18 protein-coding genes are annotated in these 21,597 nt (G+C 40.2%); 2 read left to right on the top strand and 16 right to left on the bottom strand.

Annotated elements, in window-relative coordinates:
* Positions 1–135 precede the first annotated feature (135 nt).
* The 14 genes from queA to rpsL all read right to left on the bottom strand — a co-directional run bounded on the left by queA (position 136) and on the right by rpsL (position 17,212).
* Entirely contained in the window at positions 136–1,173 is a 1,038-nt protein-coding gene (gene queA / locus QM810_RS04985; RefSeq protein ID WP_414254048.1) for a tRNA preQ1(34) S-adenosylmethionine ribosyltransferase-isomerase QueA, read from the bottom strand.
* A gap of 28 nt (positions 1,174–1,201) precedes the next feature.
* A complete protein-coding gene (locus QM810_RS04990) occupies positions 1,202–2,110 on the bottom strand; it encodes a LysR family transcriptional regulator (RefSeq protein ID WP_045613425.1) in 909 nt (302 codons plus the stop codon).
* Between the two features lie 141 nt (positions 2,111–2,251).
* The gene (locus QM810_RS04995) at positions 2,252–2,482 is read right to left on the bottom strand and encodes a GlsB/YeaQ/YmgE family stress response membrane protein (RefSeq protein ID WP_061863446.1); all 231 of its coding nucleotides are present in this window, start codon (positions 2,480–2,482) and stop codon (positions 2,252–2,254) included.
* Between the two features lie 9 nt (positions 2,483–2,491).
* Positions 2,492–3,733, bottom strand: a complete 1,242-nt coding sequence (locus QM810_RS05000; RefSeq protein WP_414254049.1) for an aminopeptidase — start codon at positions 3,731–3,733, stop codon at positions 2,492–2,494.
* A gap of 24 nt (positions 3,734–3,757) precedes the next feature.
* Positions 3,758–3,910 carry a hypothetical protein gene (locus tag QM810_RS05005; protein WP_414254050.1) on the bottom strand — a complete coding sequence of 51 codons (153 nt, stop codon included), beginning with the start codon at positions 3,908–3,910 and terminating at the stop codon, positions 3,758–3,760.
* 73 nt (positions 3,911–3,983) lie between these two features.
* Positions 3,984–5,870, bottom strand: coding sequence for a DUF262 domain-containing protein (locus QM810_RS05010; RefSeq protein WP_414254051.1), 1,887 nt, complete (start codon positions 5,868–5,870; stop codon positions 3,984–3,986).
* On the bottom strand, positions 5,864–7,186 hold the full coding sequence (locus QM810_RS05015; protein WP_414254052.1) for a DUF262 domain-containing protein: 1,323 nt from the start codon (positions 7,184–7,186) through the stop codon (positions 5,864–5,866). The genes QM810_RS05010 and QM810_RS05015 overlap by 7 nt, the downstream gene beginning before the upstream one ends.
* Positions 7,187–7,250: 64 nt before the next feature.
* Positions 7,251–7,373: a hypothetical protein gene (locus QM810_RS05020; RefSeq protein ID WP_257375148.1), complete on the bottom strand. Its 123-nt coding sequence runs from the start codon at positions 7,371–7,373 to the stop codon at positions 7,251–7,253.
* A gap of 394 nt (positions 7,374–7,767) precedes the next feature.
* Positions 7,768–8,718, bottom strand: coding sequence for a helix-turn-helix transcriptional regulator (locus QM810_RS05025; RefSeq protein ID WP_414254053.1), 951 nt, complete (start codon positions 8,716–8,718; stop codon positions 7,768–7,770).
* A 109-nt stretch (positions 8,719–8,827) separates the two neighbouring features.
* A complete protein-coding gene (locus tag QM810_RS05030; RefSeq protein ID WP_414254054.1) occupies positions 8,828–9,349 on the bottom strand; it encodes a DnaA ATPase domain-containing protein in 522 nt (173 codons plus the stop codon).
* Positions 9,350–9,435: 86 nt separating this feature from the next.
* Positions 9,436–13,830: a PolC-type DNA polymerase III gene (locus QM810_RS05035; protein ID WP_414254055.1), complete on the bottom strand. Its 4,395-nt coding sequence runs from the start codon at positions 13,828–13,830 to the stop codon at positions 9,436–9,438.
* Positions 13,831–13,943: 113 nt separating this feature from the next.
* On the bottom strand, positions 13,944–16,025 hold the full coding sequence (gene fusA / locus QM810_RS05040) for an elongation factor G (RefSeq protein ID WP_414254056.1): 2,082 nt from the start codon (positions 16,023–16,025) through the stop codon (positions 13,944–13,946).
* A 280-nt stretch (positions 16,026–16,305) separates the two neighbouring features.
* Positions 16,306–16,776 carry a 30S ribosomal protein S7 gene (gene rpsG, locus QM810_RS05045; protein ID WP_000087873.1) on the bottom strand — a complete coding sequence of 157 codons (471 nt, stop codon included), beginning with the start codon at positions 16,774–16,776 and terminating at the stop codon, positions 16,306–16,308.
* A 19-nt stretch (positions 16,777–16,795) separates the two neighbouring features.
* Positions 16,796–17,212: a 30S ribosomal protein S12 gene (gene rpsL / locus QM810_RS05050; protein WP_001142333.1), complete on the bottom strand. Its 417-nt coding sequence runs from the start codon at positions 17,210–17,212 to the stop codon at positions 16,796–16,798.
* A gap of 342 nt (positions 17,213–17,554) precedes the next feature.
* Here rpsL and QM810_RS05055 point away from each other — a divergent pair, with 342 nt between their 5' ends.
* Positions 17,555–17,995: a LytTR family DNA-binding domain-containing protein gene (locus QM810_RS05055; protein WP_414254057.1), complete on the top strand. Its 441-nt coding sequence runs from the start codon at positions 17,555–17,557 to the stop codon at positions 17,993–17,995.
* Positions 17,992–18,450 carry a DUF3021 domain-containing protein gene (locus QM810_RS05060; protein ID WP_414254058.1) on the top strand — a complete coding sequence of 153 codons (459 nt, stop codon included), beginning with the start codon at positions 17,992–17,994 and terminating at the stop codon, positions 18,448–18,450. The genes QM810_RS05055 and QM810_RS05060 overlap by 4 nt, the downstream gene beginning before the upstream one ends.
* A 40-nt stretch (positions 18,451–18,490) precedes the next feature.
* Here QM810_RS05060 and mutS read toward each other — a convergent pair whose 3' ends face one another.
* The gene (mutS, locus tag QM810_RS05065) at positions 18,491–21,022 is read right to left on the bottom strand and encodes a DNA mismatch repair protein MutS (protein ID WP_414254059.1); all 2,532 of its coding nucleotides are present in this window, start codon (positions 21,020–21,022) and stop codon (positions 18,491–18,493) included.
* Positions 21,023–21,068: 46 nt separating this feature from the next.
* Positions 21,069–21,515 carry an arginine repressor gene (gene argR / locus QM810_RS05070; RefSeq protein WP_414254060.1) on the bottom strand — a complete coding sequence of 149 codons (447 nt, stop codon included), beginning with the start codon at positions 21,513–21,515 and terminating at the stop codon, positions 21,069–21,071.
* Between the last annotated feature and the right edge of the window lie 82 nt (positions 21,516–21,597).

The following is a 21,597-nucleotide window of genomic DNA, read 5'->3' on the forward strand; positions in this document are numbered from 1 at the left end:
AAAGTAGCTCGTCAGATTTTGCATATATTTGACGGCTGTCTCGTAGTCTTCGGTGTATCATTTATTTGCTTTTAATTCAACAGCTATCTGATATCAAAAAAAGGCTAATCCAATCAGGAATTAGCCCTTCTATTCTTAATAGATAAACATGGCATCGCCAAAGCTAAAGAAACGGTATTTCTGATCGATAGCATGCTGGTAGGCTTCGAGGACCAATTCACGGCCTGCAAAAGCTGAGACAAGCATGACTAAGGTAGATTTCGGCAAATGGAAATTAGTAGAAAAAGCATCCACAACCTTCCAGTCATAGCCAGGCTTGATAAAGATATTGGTCCAGCCAGAGTCGGCCTGGATTTGACCATCAAACTTGCTTCCGATGGTTTCGAGCGTACGGATAGAGGTTGTCCCCACAGCAATCACGCGGCCACCATTTCCCTTGACCTGACGCAAGGTCGCAGCAGCTTCCTCAGACAATTGGTAAAACTCTGAGTGCATCTCGTGCTCATCTAGATTATCGACGGAAACAGGTCTAAAGGTTCCAAGACCAACGTGCAAGGTCAAGTAGACTAGGTGAACTCCTTTTTGCTGGATCTCTTCTAGTAGTTCTTTGGTAAAATGCAGACCAGCAGTCGGGGCAGCAGCTGAGCCACTCTCCTTAGCATAGACGGTCTGGTAACGTTCGCGATCATCCAACTTTTCATGGATATAAGGAGGCAAAGGCATTTCTCCAAGGCTTTCAAGCACTTCTAGGAAAATTCCCTCATACTCAAAGCGAACAATACGGCCACCATGGGTTAATTCCTCGGTCACGACTGCGCTTAGGCGACCATCCCCAAAGACAACTCGGGTACCAACCTTGAGACGTTTGGCTGGCTTCGCCAAGACTTCCCATTCGTCTCCTGCGGTATTTTTCAAGAGCAAGAGTTCAACGTGGCCCCCTGTTTCTTCTTTTTGACCATGAAGTCGCGCTGGTAGTACGCGGGTGTCATTCATAACCAGGGCATCACCTGGCTCTAGCATTTCAATAATTGAGTGAAAATGGCGATCTTGAAATTCCCCTGTTTTGCGATTGACCATCAAGAGTTTAGAGGCATCGCGCTTTTCCAGAGGCGTCTGTGCAATCAGTTCCTCTGGCAAGTGGAAATCAAAATCATTTGTATTTAATGTCGTCATTCTTCTTTTCTCTTCTCATTTATTCAAATTACTTATCAAAGCGAACTTCTTCAAGTAGGTACTCAATGAAGCGTTCACCCATCTTAGACAAGCTAGTTTTCTCATGCTGGATATAAACCAGTTCAATGGGATCATCAATATCAAGTGGAATCGAGACGATATTATCTCCATTAAGATTACTATTGAGGATACCCGTCGCGATGGTATAGCCGTCCAAACCAATCAAGAGATTGAACAAGGTCGCACGGTCACTAACCACGATGGATTTCTTGTGGTGTTCCTGTGACAAAATCTCTTCTGAGAAATAGAAGGAATTATGGGTTCCTTGGTCATAGCTCAAGTATGGGAAGTCTTCTAGATCTGATAACTGCACCTTGTCTCTCTTAGCAAGTGGGTTGGACTTGCTGACAAAGATATGGGGTTGGGCTGTAAAGAGATGGTGGGCAACTAGATGGTTATCATCCAACATCTTAGAAAGGACATCACGGTTATAGCTATTTAAAAAGAGGACTCCGACTTCACTACGGAAGTTCTTGACGTCGTCGATGATTTCCCAAGTTCTGGTTTCACGCAAAAAAAGCTCATACTTTTCCATATCGCTTTTCTTGAGCAAGGAAACAAAGGCGTTGACCACGAAGGCATAGTGCTGCGAAGACACACTAAAAAGCTCGCGATGAGCGATGGGATTTTTATAGCGTTCTTCTAGAAGTTGGGTTTGCTCGACAACCTGACGGGCATAGGACAAAAACTCCATCCCATCACGTGTGAGGGTAATTCCCTTGGGATTTCGGATAAAAATCTCAATTCCCATCTCATTTTCTAGGTCACGAACTGCATTTGATAGACTCGGTTGTGTAATAAAGAGTTGCTTGGCAGCCTCATTCATGGAACCAGTCTCTACAATTTTGATAATATAGTGTAATTGTTGAATTCTCATGCTTTTATTGTACCATACTTGACGCAATATAAAAAGAACCAGTAACTGCATCTCCTATTATCCTCTGTGAATCTTAAAAGAGGTCGGAACTATACCAACCTCTTTTAATCTTTATTATTATACAAGCTCTTTAATCGAAACTTAGCTTCCTCTTTCCCAAAAGATGGCTAACAAAATCATGGCACCGAGAACTGATGGGATAATGGCTGTACCGTTTAGGCTTGGCCCCCAAGCACCAAAGAGTAATTGTCCTAAAAAGGCACCAATCCAGCCGAGAAACATTTTCCCGAAGCATCCCATACGTTCTCCACGATTGGTGATGGCTCCTGCTAATAGTCCGATCAAAAGACCGACAAACATACTTCCAATCATAGTTTCTCCTTAAATTGCCCAATCTCCATTGCGGAAGAGTGGTACGCGTGTTCCATCCTCACGGATACCGTCAATATCCATTTGGTTAGAACCAATCATAAAGTCAACGTGAACGTCTGAACGGTTGAGCCCTGCAGCTTCAAGCTTTTCTTCGCTCATCTCTGCTCCACCAACAACGCTCGTTGCATAGGCTGCACCGATAGCTAAGTGGTTAGAAGCATTTTCATCGAAAAGAGTATTAAAGAAGGTAATACCTGACTGAGAAATTGGGCTTGGATCTGGTACCAAGGCACATTCACCCAAGGCACGCGCACCAGCATTCTTAAAGACGAGATCCTTCATTACTTGATCACCCTTTTCAGCTGTGATATCAACGATTTGACCATTTTCAAAGGTCACCTTGATGCCTTCGATGATATTTCCATTGTAGCTAAGAGGTTTTGTAGAAGTGACATAACCATCTGCACGACGGAAATCAGGGGCTGTAAAGACTTCTTCTGTTGGCATATTTGGCAAGAAACCTTCACCTTGAGCATTGATAGCTCCAGCTGATTCCCAAACGTGGTTCTTAGGCAAGCCAAGTGTCAAATCAGTTCCAGGGGCAGTGTAGTGAAGAGCTGAGAATTGCTCTTTGTTGAGCATTTCGGCCTTGCTCTTCAAGATTGCTGCATGTTCTTCCCAAGCCTTAACTGGATCTTCTTCGTAGATACGGCAAGTTTTGAAGATTTGGTCCCAAAGGAGGTCCACTGCTTCTTCGTCGCTTGCAGCATTTGGAAAGACTTTCTTAGCCCACTCTAGTCCAGCAGCAGCTGCTACAGTCCAGCTAACCTTGTTAGATTGAGTTGCGATACGCATTGGCTTCATAGCAATTCCCATAGCTTTAGCAGAAGCTGAAAGTTTTTCTGCATCTACTCCGTTCAAGGCACCTGGGTCAGAAGAACGGACACCGAGACGACTCGCTTTGTTTTCAAGAAGGTAGTTCATCTCAGCAATCTTGTATTCTGGTACATTGTCCAAACGCTCCATCGGCGCGTGAAGGAATTTCTCACGGTTTACAAAGTCATCTGCCCATTGAACGATAACTTCGTGTGCTCCAAGTGCATAAGCTTCTTTGACGATTAAGTGAGCCAACTCACGTTGCTCCACATCGATCGAGAGAGCCAAAGTGTGACCAGGTTGCACGTTCACTCCGTTTGCAACCAAGAGCTTAGCATATTTTTCTAGATTTTCTTTAAAATTTGGTAAAACCATGTTGTTTTCTCTTTTCTATATGTTTTAGTTTTTATGTAAAGCAGAGAGTAGCCCTGCTAGTGCAATAGCACCTGACAAGAGTGCAGTCGACAAAAGAATTGTCTGATCAGCAAGGTCTAATTGATACTCAAACACCTTCTCAGCCGGCTTGTCTTCCGCAAAAATTCTTAGTTTCATGAAATGTCCTCCATTACTAGTATATCACATATGATATAAATTTAAAAACAAGCCTAATTAAGCTTGCTTTTAATTAACTATCACAAAAGTCGTGTACATATCTTTCCACTTCTTTTTCCATAGATTGAATCTCACCAATATCCCATCTATTTTTTTTAGAAGTTATTTCTGCCATCATCTGTAATTTTAGACTCTGACGATCAAAAATTCCTTCCCACTGTTTATATTTTGCACTCGGAACTAAATTTCCAAACTTCGAATTTTGACTATCTGTAATGATACAGAGATTTCCAAAAGAGTGTAAGATTTGATCATCTATTCTCTCAACTCTCTCATCACTATTTGGATGTTGTGGAAACCAATGCTCTATGGAGCGACGATAAGCAAATTTAAAATCTTCAAATTTAACATCGTATGCTTTCTTCAATTCTTCACGATTTTTCCATAAAACATAGTCTACAAAGTTAAATGCATAAACAGGAATTGCACCATATTTCTTAATTCTTCTATCCTCAGTAAACAATCTTTCTTCTGCATACGTCACTGCCATTTTTTCAAGAAATTCTTTAAAATAATCACCAAATTTTTGATCATTTAGTTCTTCAATATGTCTGTAGAGAAATTGTAAAATTTCATATAACCAACGACTATCACGATTTGCAGTGAAAGTCACAGCAAACATCGATTGCAAAAGAATGATGTTTTTGTTAATTTCCGAATCTGAAAATGTATTTTTAGTAAAGCGTTCCTCAACTATGTAATGCTCTTTTGCTTTTCCATTTGGTTGGTATTCATAATAAGTCCCCTTCTGCAAAAACCATTCATCCTTATTTCTGCTTGAAGAATCCATATTTGAATTTCTAACGATGTAATTATCAAAAATATGTTTTATTTTAAGAAGAAATTCACTGAATTCAATAATCCAAGTCTTATTTTTATTTTTTATATCAAATAAAGTTAAAAGTTTCTTATCGTCTAACTGAACCTCACTGGTATCCTTACCTTCCCAAATTGCCAATACATGGAGTAGGAAGGTTGGAAAATCGATAACTTGGGTATAATCACCAAAATCTTTTTCTACTTCTATATTTTTTTCATTTATCTTTTTTCCTAATATATCTGATAACTTTCTTCTTTCATTTTGATAAAAATCAATATCATCATAAATATTATGAAATGAGTAATTTGAAAAGTGCCATCCAAAAATACGTTCGCGTTCTTGAAAATCATCTGCTCTCTTCCGTCTCATCTTAAATTGACTTGATACTGGTTTATCAAACTCTGCACAGGCATCCCAGATTTTCGCAAATTTTTGCGCCATTTCTTGATCTTCACCGAACTTAGCCATCATTTGTGCCTTAAGAATCTCATGGGCCTCCAGTTGCTCTCCTCGAGAGTTGAAACGTTCGAAATATAAATTCAAATCTAAATCATTGGGAAGAATACTACGAAAAATAATGACATTATCAAATAGATAATTAAAGAAATATTCAGATTCAAATTGCCGCTCCTCTAGTACTTTTTTCAATGCATCTTTAGCATATCCGTAGCCTCTAGTCAGCTCATTTTCATCGTCCTCTGAAATTTTTTTCTTGGCAAATAAATCTTGAATATTCTTATTTGATTTCTTCCTAGCTGGGAAGGTAAGATTGACAGCTTTCAATCTATCAAAACCAAACTCATGCTTCAAAGCTAAGGCAATCAAATTAAGGGCTGTTGTCCGTTGTTGCCCATCTATAATTTTGAAAATGTCATTCTCTTTATTAACGACTAATGTTCCAATATAGTAATTGTCTCTATTTTCATTGTCTCTATTTTCTTGAAAAGCATCTGCTACATCGTTCAATAACTGTTCAATTTCATCATAAGTCCAGGCAAAATTTCTCTGATAAAGAGGAATGGCATAGGTATCTTCATTTAACAAACGATTAACTGATAAGCTTATATGTGTTTCTACCATTTATCTTTTTCCTCTTCTATAATCTTGTCCACAGTATAATTTTCAAATAGCTCTCTATCTATCTTAATCATGAAATCATTCGGAGTGACAGCATGAGATAAAAGTTGAAATAGCTTTTGAGCCTCTTTTTGTCTAAACCTTCCACCAGCGGCGTATTTCCCTACCGTTGCATCATATATAGCTTTAGACTTAACTCGAGGGTAATAAGACCAAATAAACAAGGTCTCTATTATCTCCTTTGATAGCTCATCTTTTCCAAATCTCTCTGCAAAAAGAGAGCAAATATTTAGAAACAGATTGTAGCATTTGAGATAGCGTCCCTTTGAGCTATTGTAAATGTTCAACATGCCTTCTGGGTAAGCTACATTTTTTTCTCCCTCTTCAGGCTCATCAGAAAATCCTAACCTTTCATTTAAGAAATCTTTATGATCTTTAATAGTTTCATGAGCAGATTCAATATACTCAAAAAATTTACTTCCGTCAATGATTGGCATAGTAATTGACATAGGGAAGTTTTCAATATGACGATATAATTCTAGGTATGGAAAATTCTGATTCAAATCAACGCCTTTAAAGTCGTCAATATAATCCTCTGTAAATCGTAGATAAGAGCCATAACGCTTGTTTGTTAATCCTGTTTCTCCCCTAGACCACCGTCTCATACGGAAAAGATGTTTATCAAATAACTCTTTGAGGCTTAAATCCTTATCTTCTACAAATTGCTCCCACTTTTCAACAATCTTTTCATCTTCTGAATCTTGCTTGCGAAGATGATAGGCTTTGAGCAAATCATGAGGTTCTAAAGATTTACCACGATTATTCTGAGAATCAAATAGCTGAAAGGCCTCTGATAATCGTTCTTGGGGCATAGTAATCACAGAGACAGCACAATTCTCTAATAAAAAGTTGCAAATATCTTTTGCCTCATTTTCGCCAACTAATTGAGTTAAATTTTTCCACTCATTATAATTTTCACTCGCATGATAGCAAGATATCTCTCCAAATTCAGCACTCAACAGTTGATTAGCACCCATATAATTCTCTAAATCATCTAATAAATGAAGAAATAAAGAAATAGAAATTAGCCGTTGCTGTCCATCGACAATATCTAAGTGTTCTTCATTTTCATGTTCATTTTCATGCAGGATAACGGATCCTATCTGATATTCCTTTTTCCCCATAGCATCTCGTAGATCATAAAAAAGATTACGGATATGCTTTCTGTTCCATTTATAAGGTCTTTGATAAGAAGGAATCCGTAAATTCTCTTCTTTCAATAGTTCTCCAACTTTTTTAGAAGTAAATTGAATACTCATTTTATCCGCCTTTATAGTATTTTAAAAAAACTACAAATTCATATGAATCTGTAGTTAAGAGTGGCTAATTCTTTTGAATAACACTTGTATTAGGAATATTTTTTGAATACTGTTCTGCTGCTTCCTTTGTCCAAAATCCTTGTGCAATCATGTTGCCAAACTGATCAATAACAATCCATTCAGTCATATCTCCATCACCTTTCTACTTCTTTATTAATTATATATTAATCATTAGAGGTAGTATAGCATATAAAAATTGTAAAATCAATATTGTCTATGTAGAACATAATATTATTTTTCTCAATTTAAGACCAACTACAATAAATTTTCTATATTTGAGAATACCAGTATATAATTACAGGAGTAAAATAGTACGATTTTTAGCAAATTTCGTTCTGTCCTACTCCTGAAAAGATAGTGTAACATTCTTCCGAACTTAGAAAATGAACAATTAAATCAATCAGTTACTGCATCTTGTAATTATGACTTTTGTTCATTTTAGATTGATAACGTTTGAATAAAAATCATTTATCCATAGTTCTCCAACTTTTTTAGAAGTAAATTGAATACTCATTTTATCCTCATCTATATTTATCTATCATTTCTTGAACGGTCCGCTTCATATCCTCTACTAAAATCCGAGGAGACAAAACAGTAACTGCTTCCCCTTGTCCCAGCAACCAGCGTTTAAGACCCGGTGTATGCTGACTTTCAAACTTAAAATGAGTCCAGCTACCATTTTTCCCAACTATTTTTGCATTTGGAAATTGATCCATCACAATAGTAGGATCGTACAAGAACTCAATTTCAATACTGATTTTCTTCCCGATAAAAGCGTCTACTCTCTCGTTACGAATGTCTCCATCTCTAAATTTATCTCGATAAGAAATAGAGGGTTTCTCTATATCACTATGAGACCAGGACTGGATACGGTCTACTCTTAAAGTAATATAAGTCTCATATTTCAACTGGTATACAACCAGATAGAAATAATGACTATCATAATAAAGAGAGACTGGCAAAACAGTCTGCCTCTTAGAAGACTCAGAATACGGGTTTTGATAGATAATATCTAGAACCTGTTCATGCAAAATAGCTTCCGATAAATCCCAAATTTTCTCTACTCTATCTTGCTGATCCGTTAAGGGAGTATAGTTAAGTTTTTCACTGCCAATGATCTGCTCAATTTCTTTCTGGTCATCACGAGGAACTAAGGCAAGTAAATTTTTTAGTAAGCTATCAATTTCTGGTTTATTCAGTGCTCGATTTTCCAATAAAATCTTTGAAATAACGAGAATATCCCTTTTATTAAAAACTGACTTACTTGATAGGCTATACTTATTCGTTTTACGACTATAAAACAATTCTCCACTATAACTGGTGTTACTAGATAAAATATCACGGAGTAGCGAAAAATCTCTCTGTATCGTCTTTTCACTAACTTCAAATTCCTGAGCCAATTGCTTTTTTCCTAACTGAGCCCCAAACTGTAAACGTAAAAAAATCGTTAGCAGCCTCTCTTGATCATTCATTTGCAATTTCCTTCTACATATTATTCAAACAATATTATTTCCAGTACATTATTATCACTTCTATAGTCTAACTAGCACTTTATATTCAAAACGATTAAAGCAAAATAAACTAGCCCTTAGATGATTTCAACTGTACCACTATGCCAGATTCGAAGAACTCAACTACGGATTCTGGCATATTTTTTAAGTCTTCGGGTAAGCAGTCTGAATATACAATGAAGAGTTTGCTTCTTTTCTTATTCTCTTTGAATTGCTGCATCCAGTATTCCTGTACCCTTTGATCAGCCTCTCCTAAAAATTGAACTCCATCCAGAAAAATCAAATCATACTCTGTATACCCCATTTGCAGTTTCATCCATTGACTATGTTTAGAAAAAATCAAATTATCTCTCACTCGATAATATGCAAGTGATGCTATTGGAGTAACAGGTTTTATTTTAGTTAACGTATAATAAAACAAATGCCATCTATCAGTCTCTGAAATACCGCAAATGTAAATACATTGAGAATCTTCTTTTAAGTCTATTTGTGGGAATCCGGTCCAATCATTCCCATCATCTTTCAAGCCTTTTTCAAAATTATAAATTTCCTCTTCAATTGACACATTAGAATTTAAAATTTCTTGATTCATATTATACTCTCTTTTCTATTACTTTTAAGAGAATTATAACAAATCAAGTGGACATATTTTGTCCACTTGATCAAAATAAGCAATTTTTAAAACAATTCATCAAATAAACTCAACTGATTATCCTCTGGCATATTACCGAGAATGCCCATTTCATCCATCTTTTCAACCAAGGTTGATGATAGTCCACCACGCTTGCGAAGTTCTGTTTTAGAGAGGAACTCACCTTCTTGGCGTGCACGGACCAATTGCTTGGCAACGTTCTCTCCTAGGCCATCCATAGCGACAAATGGTGGGATGAGGGTATCTCCGTCGATGATGAATTCGGTCGCATCACTGCGATAGAGGTCCAACTTCCCAAATTTGAAGCCACGTTCCCACATTTCATTGACGATTTCAAGCGTTGTATAGAGGTCAATTTCTACGTTAGAAGCTTCATTGTTCTTGCGCTTTTCAGCAATTTCTTGCATCTTGCGTTTGATAGCATCCAAGCCTGCACCCATGATCTTGATATCAAAGGCCTTGGCACGGATGGAGAAGTAAGCACAGTAATAATAAATCGGATGGTGAACCTTGAAGTAGGCTACACGAAGGGCCATCATAACGTAGGCTGCCGCATGGGCTTTAGGGAACATGTACTTGATTTTCCCACAAGATTCGATGTACCATTCAGGTACATTATTCGCCTTCATGGCTTCGATATAACCGTTGCGCTCTTCTTCTGATATTTTAAGCCACATTCCCTTACGCACACGCTCCATGATGGTAAAAGCCATCTTTGGATCTAGGCCAGCGTGCATCAGGTAAACCATGATGTCATCCCGACATCCGATAACGGTTGACAGGTCCGCAATTCCTGCCTTGATCAAGTCTTGGGCATTCCCCAACCATACGTCGGTACCGTGAGACAAACCAGAAAGCTGAAGCAACTCTGCAAAGGTCGTCGGATGGGTTTCATCCACCATTCCCCGAACGAAGTTGGTCCCAAACTCTGGAATTCCAAGCATACCGGTCGAAGTCCCGATTTGTTCAGGTGTCACTCCCAGGATATCTGTACCCGAAAAGAGAGCCATGACACCAGGATCATCCATAGGAATATCATTTGGATCAATGCCTGATAGGTCCTGAAGTTTCCGAATCATGGTCGGATCATCATGACCAAGAACATCGAGCTTGAGGACGTTCTCATCAATATCGTGGAAGTTAAAGTGAGTAGTCTGCCATTCAGCAGTCACATCATCGGCAGGGTACTGCACTGGAGTAAAGTCATAGACATCCATATAGTTAGGAATAACAACGATTCCCCCTGGGTGCTGACCGGTCGTCCGTTTAACACCAGCAGCTCCTTGGGCTAGGCGCTCTACTTCGGCTTCACGGTAGAACTTGCCATAGTCACGCTCGTAACCCTTGACAAATCCATAGGCTGTCTTAGCAGCCACCGTACCTACCGTTCCTGCACGGAAAGCATATTCTTCCCCAAAGATATCACGTACATCCAAGTGGGCGCTCGGCTGATCCTCACCTGAGAAGTTCAAATCGATATCAGGTACCTTGTCCCCGTCAAAACCAAGGAAGGTCTCGAAAGGAATATCCTGTCCATTCTTGCTGAGCTTATGCCCACAGTTAGGACAGTCTTTATCTGGCATATCAAATCCTGAACCGTAAGAACCATCTGTGATAAACTCACTGTACTGACACTGACCACAGACATAGTGAGGAGAGAGCGGATTGACCTCGGTAATCCCAATCATGGTCGCGACGAAACTGGATCCAACAGACCCACGTGAACCAACCAAGTAGCCTCGTTCGTTTGAACGGTGCACTAGCATTTGCGAAGCCAGATAAATCACGGCGAAACCATTCCCAAGGATAGAAGTCAATTCCTTTTCAATCCGTAGATCAACGATATCAGGCAGTGGATTTCCATAGATTTCAAAGGCTTTTTTATAGGTTAACTCGGCAACTGTTTCTTCAGCTTTGTCAATGAAAGGCGTGTACAAATCACCCTTTACAACCTCAACAGGTTCAAAGATTTCTGCCAGGGCATTGGTATTTTCAATGACAATCTTACGAGCCAAATCTTCTCCTAGAAAGGCAAATTCGTCCAACATTTCATTGGTCGTTCTAAAATGTGCCTTGGGTAGCGGAGCTGGTTGGGCAGCTTCTCCATGACCAATAGTCCGGTTAATCATAGCTCCCTGACCTAGACTTCGGACGATGATTTCTCGATAAATTTCATCCTCAGGTTCGAGATAGTGGACATTTCCTGTCGCAAGAACTGGTTTTCCAAGGCGCTCTCCAACCTCTATCAAGCTCTTGATGATGGTGTGGAGTTCCTCCATATCCTTAACCTGCTCTTTGGCAATCAAAGGTGCATAGATAGCCGGAGGCATCACCTCGATAAAGTCATAGTATTTAGCTACTTCAACTGCCGCATCTACTCCTTGTGACACGACTGCATCAAAGACTTCTCCTTCCGTACAAGCCGATCCCAAGATTAAACCTTCTCGATGGGCATCCAGAACCGTACGTGGAATTCGTGGAACTCCTTCAAAATACTGGGTGTTTGAGAGAGAAACCAGCTTAAAGATATTTTTTAAGCCCACCTGATTTTTCACATAGATGGTCGCATGCTTGACTCGAGCTTTTTTATACGAATCTGGGCTGATTAAATCAAGGTTTAATCGTGCCAAATCTGTCACACCATGTTTTTCTGCCACTTCCTTGATAAAGATAAAGAGCAGACGGCCAGTTGCTTCTGCATCGTAGTTGGCCATGTGGTGGTGTTCTAAAGCAACACCAAAACGTTTAGTCAAAGGTCCTAGACCATGACGTTTGTATTCGGGATAGAGATTTCTAGCGAATTCTAACGTATCAATGACAGGTTGTGTGATTTTTGGCAGTCCATGACGCTCGTAGTTGGCGTTCATAAAGCCAACGTCAAAGGTTGCATTGTGGGCTACAAGAACGGTATCTTTACAGAATTCTTGGAATTCTTTCAGAACTTGAACCAAGGGTTTGGCATTTTTTACATGGTCATCCGTAATTCCTGTCAATTCAGTTGTAAAGGCTGATAAGGGGTGCCCAGGATTGATAAATTCATCAAATTCAGCAATGATATTCCCCTTATACATCTTGGAAGCTGCCACCTGAATCAAGTCATTATAGATAGCTGAAAGTCCTGTGGTTTCTACGTCAAAGACTACATAAGTAGCTTCAGAAAGATCCATCTCCACTTCGTTATAAACGATAGGAACACGGTCTTCAACGATATTGGCTTCCATCCCATAAATGAGCTGAATACCAGCTTTCTTTGCTGCCTTATAACCATGAGGGAAGGATTGAACATTACCGTGGTCTGTGATTGCTACTGCCTTGTGTCCCCATTTGGCTGCTTTCGCAACGAGTTCCTCAACTTCAGGTAGAGCATCCATAGTCGACATATTGGTATGTGCATGGAACTCAACCCGACGTTCTCCCTCTGGCATCAGATCCTTACGCTCATAGTGGACAACTTCCTGCACATCTTGCACATTCATGGTCAAGTCTCGCGTGAAATTATTGACCTCAACATTCCCACGAACACGGAGCCAAGAATTTTTCTTGATCATGTCAAACTTCAGAGCTTCTTCTTCGTTTTTGACCCATTTTTGCATGGAGAAGCTAGAAGTGTAGTCTGTCATCTTGAAGTTAATCAAGACACGACCCGTTCTAGTCACCTTTTGCTCAACATCAAAGACAACACCTTCAAAAACCAGACGGTTTTCCTCAGTATTGACCTCAATCATTGGAGTAATTTCTGCCTTGTCTAGTTTTGGCTTGGCAGCTGCCTTCTTAGCTTGAAAATCAAAGACAGGCTTGTCCTCTACTGGAGGTGGTGGCGCCATCTGTTCCAACTGTTCCATGGACCGAAGTGTTTCTTCATTAGCAGCCTGAACAATCATTTGATTTTCCAAATGGAAAGCTTCTTGCTCTTCCTTGGTCAAATCTTCATTTTTTTCTAAGAGACACGTTAACTTAGGAAAGCCAAAAAGTCCCAGCTGTTTACTGAGATTTGGTAGATGGTTTTTTCTAAAATGTTCTGTATCTGCTGCTTCAGAAGCCTCAATAATCAACTGATCATTTTCAACTCGTACCTGAAACCCCTGATATACGGAACGAAATCCTTGACTAGAACAAGGCCCATCTGAAAAAGCCTCCCGATAGTAGGCCTGTAAAAGCTCTCTTGAAAAATCTTGATCTTTCGTTTTAATCTCGAAAGTCGCTTGATTTCCTGTTTTTGAAAATTCTTCTTTCAATCCCTTCTTCAATGCTAAAAAGAGTTCAAAGGGCAGAATATTTTCAAAGACAAAACGAAACTCCCAAATATTACTTTGTTTGTGTACAATAACTTGTTCAATTTCAGCCTGGGAGAAGGCCTCATGATTTCTTATCTCAGCGGGGATACCCAACTGATTCATTAAAATTTCAAAAGTGGTTGACATCCATTTTCCTCACAATATACTCCTTCTATTTTACCATATTTGAGGCAATTTTAGCTATTTCTACCAAACAGAAAAAGAAGCCACAAAGTGACTTCTTTTAAAGTGACGGTGAATTATTCTTCACCTTTGTTTTTCTTAATGATTTCTTCTTGTACTGACTTAGGTACATCTTCGTAGTGGTCGAATACCATCATGAATGTACCACGTCCTTGAGATGCAGAACGAAGAACTGTTGCGTAACCAAACATTTCAGCAAGTGGAACGTAAGCACGAACGATTTGGCTGTTACCGTGTGCTTCCATACCATCTACACGTCCACGACGAGCAGTTACGTGACCCATAACATCACCAAGGTTTTCTTCTGGAACAGTGATTGTTACAAGCATCATTGGCTCAAGGATAGCTGGTTGTGCAGTCTTAGCAGCTTCTTTAAGTGCAAGAGATGCAGCGATCTTGAAGGCAGTTTCAGATGAGTCGACATCGTGGTATGAACCATCGTAAAGCTTAGCTTTAACGTCAACCATTGGGTAACCAGCAAGAACACCGTTAGCCATAGATTCTACCAAACCTTTTTCAACCGCTGGGATAAATTCACGAGGAACCACACCACCGACGATTGCGTTTTCGAATTCGAATCCTTTACCTTCTTCATTTGGAGTAAATTCAATCCATACATCACCGAATTGACCTTTACCACCAGACTGACGTTTGAAGAATCCACGTGCTTGAGTAGAAGCGCGGAATGTTTCACGGTAAGATACTTGAGGAGCACCTACGTTCGCTTCAACTTTGAACTCACGACGCATACGGTCAACAAGGACGTCAAGGTGAAGCTCACCCATACCAGAGATAACTGTTTCACCAGTTTCAACGTTAGTTTCAACGCGGAATGTTGGATCTTCTTCAGCCAATTTTTGAAGGGCGATACCCATCTTGTCTTGGTCTGCTTTAGATTTTGGCTCAACCATCAATTGGATAACTGGTTCTGGAACGTTGATTGACTCAAGAATGATTTTCGCTTTTTCATCTGTCAATGAGTCACCAGTTGTAGTGTCTTTCAAACCAACGGCAGCAGCGATATCACCTGAGTAAACAGTGTCGATTTCTTGACGGCTGTTAGCGTGCATTTGAAGGATACGTCCGATACGTTCACGTTTACCTTTAGATGTGTTCAATACGTATGAACCTGATTGAAGAACACCTGAGTAAACACGGAAGAATGTCAAACGACCTACGAATGGGTCAGTCATGATCTTGAAGGCAAGAGCTGAAAATGGCTCTTCATCAGATGCTGGACGAGTTTCTTCTTCTTCAGTATCTGGGTTGATACCTTTGATCGCTGGGATATCAAGTGGGCTTGGAAGGTAGTCGATAACCGCATCAAGCATCAATTGAACACCTTTGTTCTTGAAGGCTGAACCACACAATACTGGGAAGAATTCAACGTTGATAGTCGCTTTACGGATACCAGCTTTCAATTCTTCGTTAGTGATTTCTTCACCTTCAAGGTATTTCATCATCAATTCTTCGTCAGTTTCAGCAACTGCTTCAACCAATTTTTCACGGTATTCTTGAGCTTGGTCAAGGTATTCAGCTGGAATATCTTCTTCAAGGATATCTGTACCAAGGTCGTTAGTATAGATTTCAGCCTTCATCTTGATCAAGTCGATAATTCCACGGAAGTCATCTTCAGAACCGATTGGCAATTGAATTGGGTGTGCGTTCGCTTGAAGACGATCGTGAAGTGTGCTTACTGAGTAAAGGAAGTCAGCACCGATTTTGTCCATTTTGTTGGCAAATACGATACGTGGAACTCCGTACTCAGTTGCTTGACGCCAAACTGTTTCAGTTTGAGGCTCAACACCTGATTGTGAGTCAAGAACTGTAACCGCACCGTCCAATACACGAAGAGAACGTTGTACTTCGATTGTGAAGTCCACGTGTCCTGGTGTGTCGATGATGTTTACACGGTGGTTGTTCCATTGAGCTGTTGTCGCAGCAGATGTGATAGTGATACCACGTTCTTGCTCTTGCTCCATCCAGTCCATTTGTGACGCACCTTCGTGAGTTTCACCGATTTTGTGGATTTTACCAGTGTAGTAAAGGATACGCTCAGTTGTAGTTGTTTTACCAGCATCGACGTGAGCCATGATACCGATATTACGAGTTTTTTCAAGTGAAAATTCGCGTGCCATGAGGTTTGTTTCTCCTATTATTTTTTATTTCTATTCTATTATAACACGATTTAATAAAAACGGATAGGCAGGACCTACCCGTTCTCAGTGTTTATCTTGTTTAGTTGGTTTCAACTTGTGAGATGGGAAGTTGAATTGAACTCGGGCTAAAAGCTCAAGTTAACTGATTTGAACCCGAGCGAGGCCCGGTGCAAAAAAGATAAACTGATTTGTGTTCACGGAACACTGCATCAGTTTCCTATTTTTGCCTTGGGCCTTTACCGCTCTTGGTATCATTTTATTACCAACGGAAGTGTGCGAAGGCACGGTTAGCTTCAGCCATACGGTGAGTGTCTTCACGTTTCTTAACTGCTGCACCAGTGTTGTTAGCAGCATCCAAGATTTCTTTTGCAAGACGGTCTTGCATTGTGTGTTCACCACGAAGGCGAGCGATTGTTACCAACCAACGAAGTCCAAGTGTTGTACGACGTTCTGGACGAACTTCAACTGGGACTTGGTAGTTAGATCCACCAACACGACGTGCACGTACTTCAAGTACAGGCATGATGTTTTCCATAGCTGTTTCAAATACTTCAAGTGCATCGTTGCCAGTAGCTTCTTTGATTTGCTCAAAAGCACCGTAAACGATTGAAGCAGCTGTACCACGTTTACCGTCAAGCATAACGCGGTTGATAAGACGAGTAACTAGTTGTGAATTGTAAAGCGGATCTGGCAATACGTCACGTTTTGGAGCTCTATTTTTACGACTCATTTCTCTTTATCCCCTTTCCTTATGCTTTTTTCGGACGTTTAGTACCGTATTTAGAACGGCCTTGTTTACGATCGTTAACACCTGCAGTATCAAGTGCACCACGGACGATATGGTAACGTACCCCTGGAAGGTCTTTTACACGTCCACCGCGAAGAAGCACCACGCTGTGCTCTTGCAAGTTGTGTCCGATACCTGGGATGTAGGCAGTAACTTCGATAAGGTTGCTCAAACGTACACGAGCAAATTTACGAAGGGCAGAGTTAGGTTTTTTAGGTGTCATAGTTCCAACACGAGTTGCTACACCACGTTTTTGTGGTGAAGAAACGTTTGTTTGAACTTTTTTATGACTGTTGTAACCAACGTTCAAAGCTGGTGATTTAGATTTTTCTACTTTTGATTTACGCGGTTTGCGAACCAATTGGTTAATTGTAGGCATCTACATTCTCCTGTGTTTTTTTATTTTTGGTGATGATACACTTGGTGACAGCTATCATCTGTGTGTACTTTTGCAACATTTGTCAGCACGTCCCTGTACACTCTTGAGAGACCAAAAGTAAAAAGTACCGTCTAACATTGTACCACTTTTTTTCTATTTTTGTCAATATATTTCTTCTTATTTTTTGACTTCTTTACTCTAAAATCTCTTTGAAAACGGTCACCTACCAGATAGACTCTTCAACCGACCACATAGACAAAGCTTCTTGTAATTGTCAAAAAAATGGTGTTTAATAGACTTGTAAGTAAGAGATCTCTATTACAACTAGATAAAGGAGAAATTATGAAAGTCAAACTCGACATTGATCAGCAATATGCAGAAGAACAAATCATCATAGAAGCACCAACTTTGTCCCCTAGAGTTCAAAAAGTTCAAGACTTTGTTCAATCGCTAGATCAAAAAGAAACTCTTAAAGGAAAATTTCAAGATCAGGTTTTTCTTATCGAAATTCAAAAGATTCAACGGATTTACATTGAAAACCGTAAATTGATAGCTGAAACAGGTAATCGAACCTATGCACTCGACATTCGTCTCTACCAAGCAGTTGAAATCTTACCTGCTTCCTTTATCCAAATTTCCCAATCTGAAATTGTCAACATTGACGCTATCAGTCATCTTAAACTAACCTCTAACGGCTTGATTGAAATCTATCTCAAAAACGACAGTTTTACCTACTCATCTCGCCGTTACCTCAAAGCTATTAAGGAGAAATTAGAACTATGAAAAAACAAGTATTTCACGATGCTACAACTGGTATCCTCATCGGCCTCATCCTATCTATTATCTTTTCGTTTATCCACTCACCAAGTAACTACGCACCTCTCAGCCCCAACTCTTTGATTGGTCAATTCATGACCCAACATCAGGTGCATGGATCACTCGTCCTGCTATACTGTCTGCTTATCTGGGCAGCGATTGGAGTCCTCTTTAGTTTTGGCAGTCGTCTCTTTGCTCAAGACTGGAGTCTCCTTCGAGCTACTGTCACTCACTTCTTCCTTATGTTGCTAGGTTTTGTCCCTCTAGCAATCCTAGCCGGTTGGTTCCCGCTTCACTGGACTTTCATCCTTCAGCTCATCCCAGAGTTTGCAATCGTCTACCTCATCATCTGGATTGTTCTCTACAAGAGAGAATCTAAAAAGGTTGCACACATCAATCAACTATTGGCTCAAAAACACTAATATACAAGAAACCCACTCACAAAACGGAGTGGGTTTTTGCTTATAATTTTTGCTTCAGCTCTAACAAGAGATTCATGGCTTGCATAGGTGTCATATTGTACACATCTACATGCGCAAGTTCTGTCAGGACTGGATTTTCTTCTTTTTCATCAAAGAGTGACATTTGTTCATTGACAGTATTTTGTTTGGTAGGAATTGGGTTTTCCTGACCCTGGCTTTCTAATTGAGTTAAAATCGCATCTGCCCTTGCTAGCAAGTCTGCTGGCAAACCTGCAATCTTGGCAACGTGAATACCGTATGATTTGTCTGCTGGACCTGGTTCAATCTTATGAAGGAAAGTAACTTGACCATTCTGCTCAAGCGTAGCCACGTGAACATTCACTAGATGTTCAAGACTAGCTTCCAGACTGGTTAATTCATGGTAGTGAGTCGCAAAAAGAGTCTTGGCTCCAATATGCTCGTGTATGTACTCGATGATAGACTGGGCTAAAGCCATCCCGTCATAAGTTGCGGTTCCACGACCAAGCTCATCAAAGAGAATCAATGAATCCTTTGTCGCATGAGAAATGGCATTATTGGCTTCCATCATCTCTACCATAAAGGTAGATTGGCCTGAAACCAAGTCATCTGCCGCCCCGATACGGGTAAAAATTGCATCAAAGATTGGCAAGCGGGCACTTTCTGCCGGAACATAAGAGCCCATCTGTGCCATGACTGCTGTTATCGCCAACTGGCGCATATAGGTTGACTTCCCGCTCATATTAGGTCCTGTGATCAGTTGGATGCTGGTGTCTTCATCCATCTGGATACTATTGGGAATATAGGTCTGAGCTCCCATGACCTTTTCAACGACAGCGTGACGACCTTTTTGGATATCTATGCTAGACTCTTGCCCAAACTCTGGTCGAATCAGGTGTTGTTTTTCTGCAACTACTGCCAAGCCTTGCAAGACATCGACAGTAGCGATTCCTTGAGCCAGAGCCTGTAGGCGTTGGATATACTTACCAACCTCCTCACGAATACGCATAAAGATTTCGTACTCTAGGTTTGCTGATTTCTCACGCGCCTCTAGCATTTCACCTTCGATACGCGCTAACTCCTCTGTCCCAAATCGCTCAGAGTTTTTCAGCGTAGCCTTGCGGAAAAAGTGGGCTGGAACATTACCTAGCTGTGAATTGGTCACATGGAAATAGTAGCCGTCCTTTTTATTGTAATCAATCTTGAGAGTATGGATGCCAGAGTTTTCTCTTTCCTTAGCCTCAATCTCAGCAATCCAGCTGGTCCCTTCTCTCAGTACACGACGGTATTTATCCAAGGTCTCATCAAAGCCCGTTCGAATAATACCACCTTCGGTAATCACGTGAGGAGCCTCAGGAGCAATAGCTGCACTAATCAAACTTTCCAACTCAGGAATAGCATCCAGTTGTTCAATCAGATAAGCTAGAGCTGGTTGCTCCATTCCTTCTAAAATGGCGCGAATCCTTGGAACACTTCCCAAGGTAGTCGCTAGTTGCAAGAGGTCTTTAGGATTGCTTTTCCCAAAAGATACACGACTAGCCAGACGTTCGATATCGTAAACTCCCTTGAGGCTTTCCGTTAGATCGCTACGCTCAAAGAAATAGTCCAGAAAGACTTGCACAACTTCCTGACGTTCTAAGATACGGTCCTTATCAATCAAAGGGCGTTGAATCCAAGAACGCAAGAGTCGCATACCCATTGCAGTTTTAGTCTCATCTAGCAACCAGAAAAGGCTGCCTTGTTTCTTACCTGAGCGAGCATTTTCAACCAAATCCAGACTAGCCTTGGTCGCAAAATCCATCTGCAAAAAATCTTTGATTTCATAACGGATAACAGGTTTTAAGTGATTCAACTCTCTCATCTGCGTCCGATGAACATACTGGAGAAGTTTTCCACTGGCTGCTCCTTCAACAGGAGCCAATCCTGAATCTAATAGATGTAGGTCTTCATAAGTTTCCTGTTCGTAGGAAAGGACTAGATTCATTTGACGACTGAGAATCTGCTCCTCTACTTCAGGCAAGTCATAACCAATCACCACTTCTCTGGCCTTGAGGTTACGGATTTCACCACAGACTAGAGAGAAATCTGATAATCCCGTTACATAGAAATCACCTGTCACTAGGTCCATGTAGGCTAAACCATATTGAGCCCCATCACGATCAATGGCTACCAAAAAGTTGTTTTGACTATCTGGCTTACTACTATCAACAACCGTTCCTGGTGTTATAACCTGAACGACCTCACGTTTGACAACGCCGACAGCTTGTTTGGGATCTTCCATCTGTTCAGCGATGGCAACTTTGTAGCCACGTTCTACTAGAACATCGATATACTGCTGGGCAGAGTGGTAAGGAACACCAGCCATGGGAATAGGATTTTCAGCATTTTTATTACGACTGGTCAGTGAGATTTCTAGTATCTGGGCAGCATTAACTGCATCCTCATAAAACAACTCATAAAAATCACCCATACGAAAAAGCAAAAAAGCATCTGGATATTGCTTTTTGATATCCACATACTGTTGCATACCCGGTGATAATTTTTCAGTAGTCATTCATTCTCTCCTTGTAAAAACAGTCCTGAGAGAAGCTCTCAAGACCTTATCTATCTTCCATTAACTCTAGCAGGCGTTCTTCCATCACTTTAGCAGCATGTTGATCTTTACAGATGACTAACAAGGTATTTGCTCCTGCAACTGTTCCTAAAATCCATTCATCCTTGTTGTCATCAACAACATTGGCTAAAACCGCGGCTTCACCCAATTTAGTGTGCAAAACTAAGGTAAACTCAGCTCTTGCAACACCTTCTAAGTGATGTGAAAGAAATTCGACCAAATCAATCTTTTCTGTCTCATTTGCTAATACATAATAGACAACATCGTTTTTCTTAACTTTGGTTAAGCCAATTTCTCGCAAATCACGAGATAAAGTTGTCTGTGTCACAAAGACATTACAAGCTTCCAATCGATCCTGAATTTCTTTTTGAGTGCCTAATTTTTCTTCTGTAATCATTCGCTTAATAAGCTGATGACGTTCTCTTTTTCTCATATGTTCCTCTCGAGTGCATATTTATAACATTTTACATTTTTTTAGTAAGAACATTATATCAAAAAAACTGGATATTTCAAAA

The sequence above is a fragment of the Streptococcus infantis genome (assembly GCF_047464155.1).
GTDB classification, from domain to species: Bacteria; Bacillota; Bacilli; order Lactobacillales; family Streptococcaceae; genus Streptococcus; species Streptococcus infantis_U.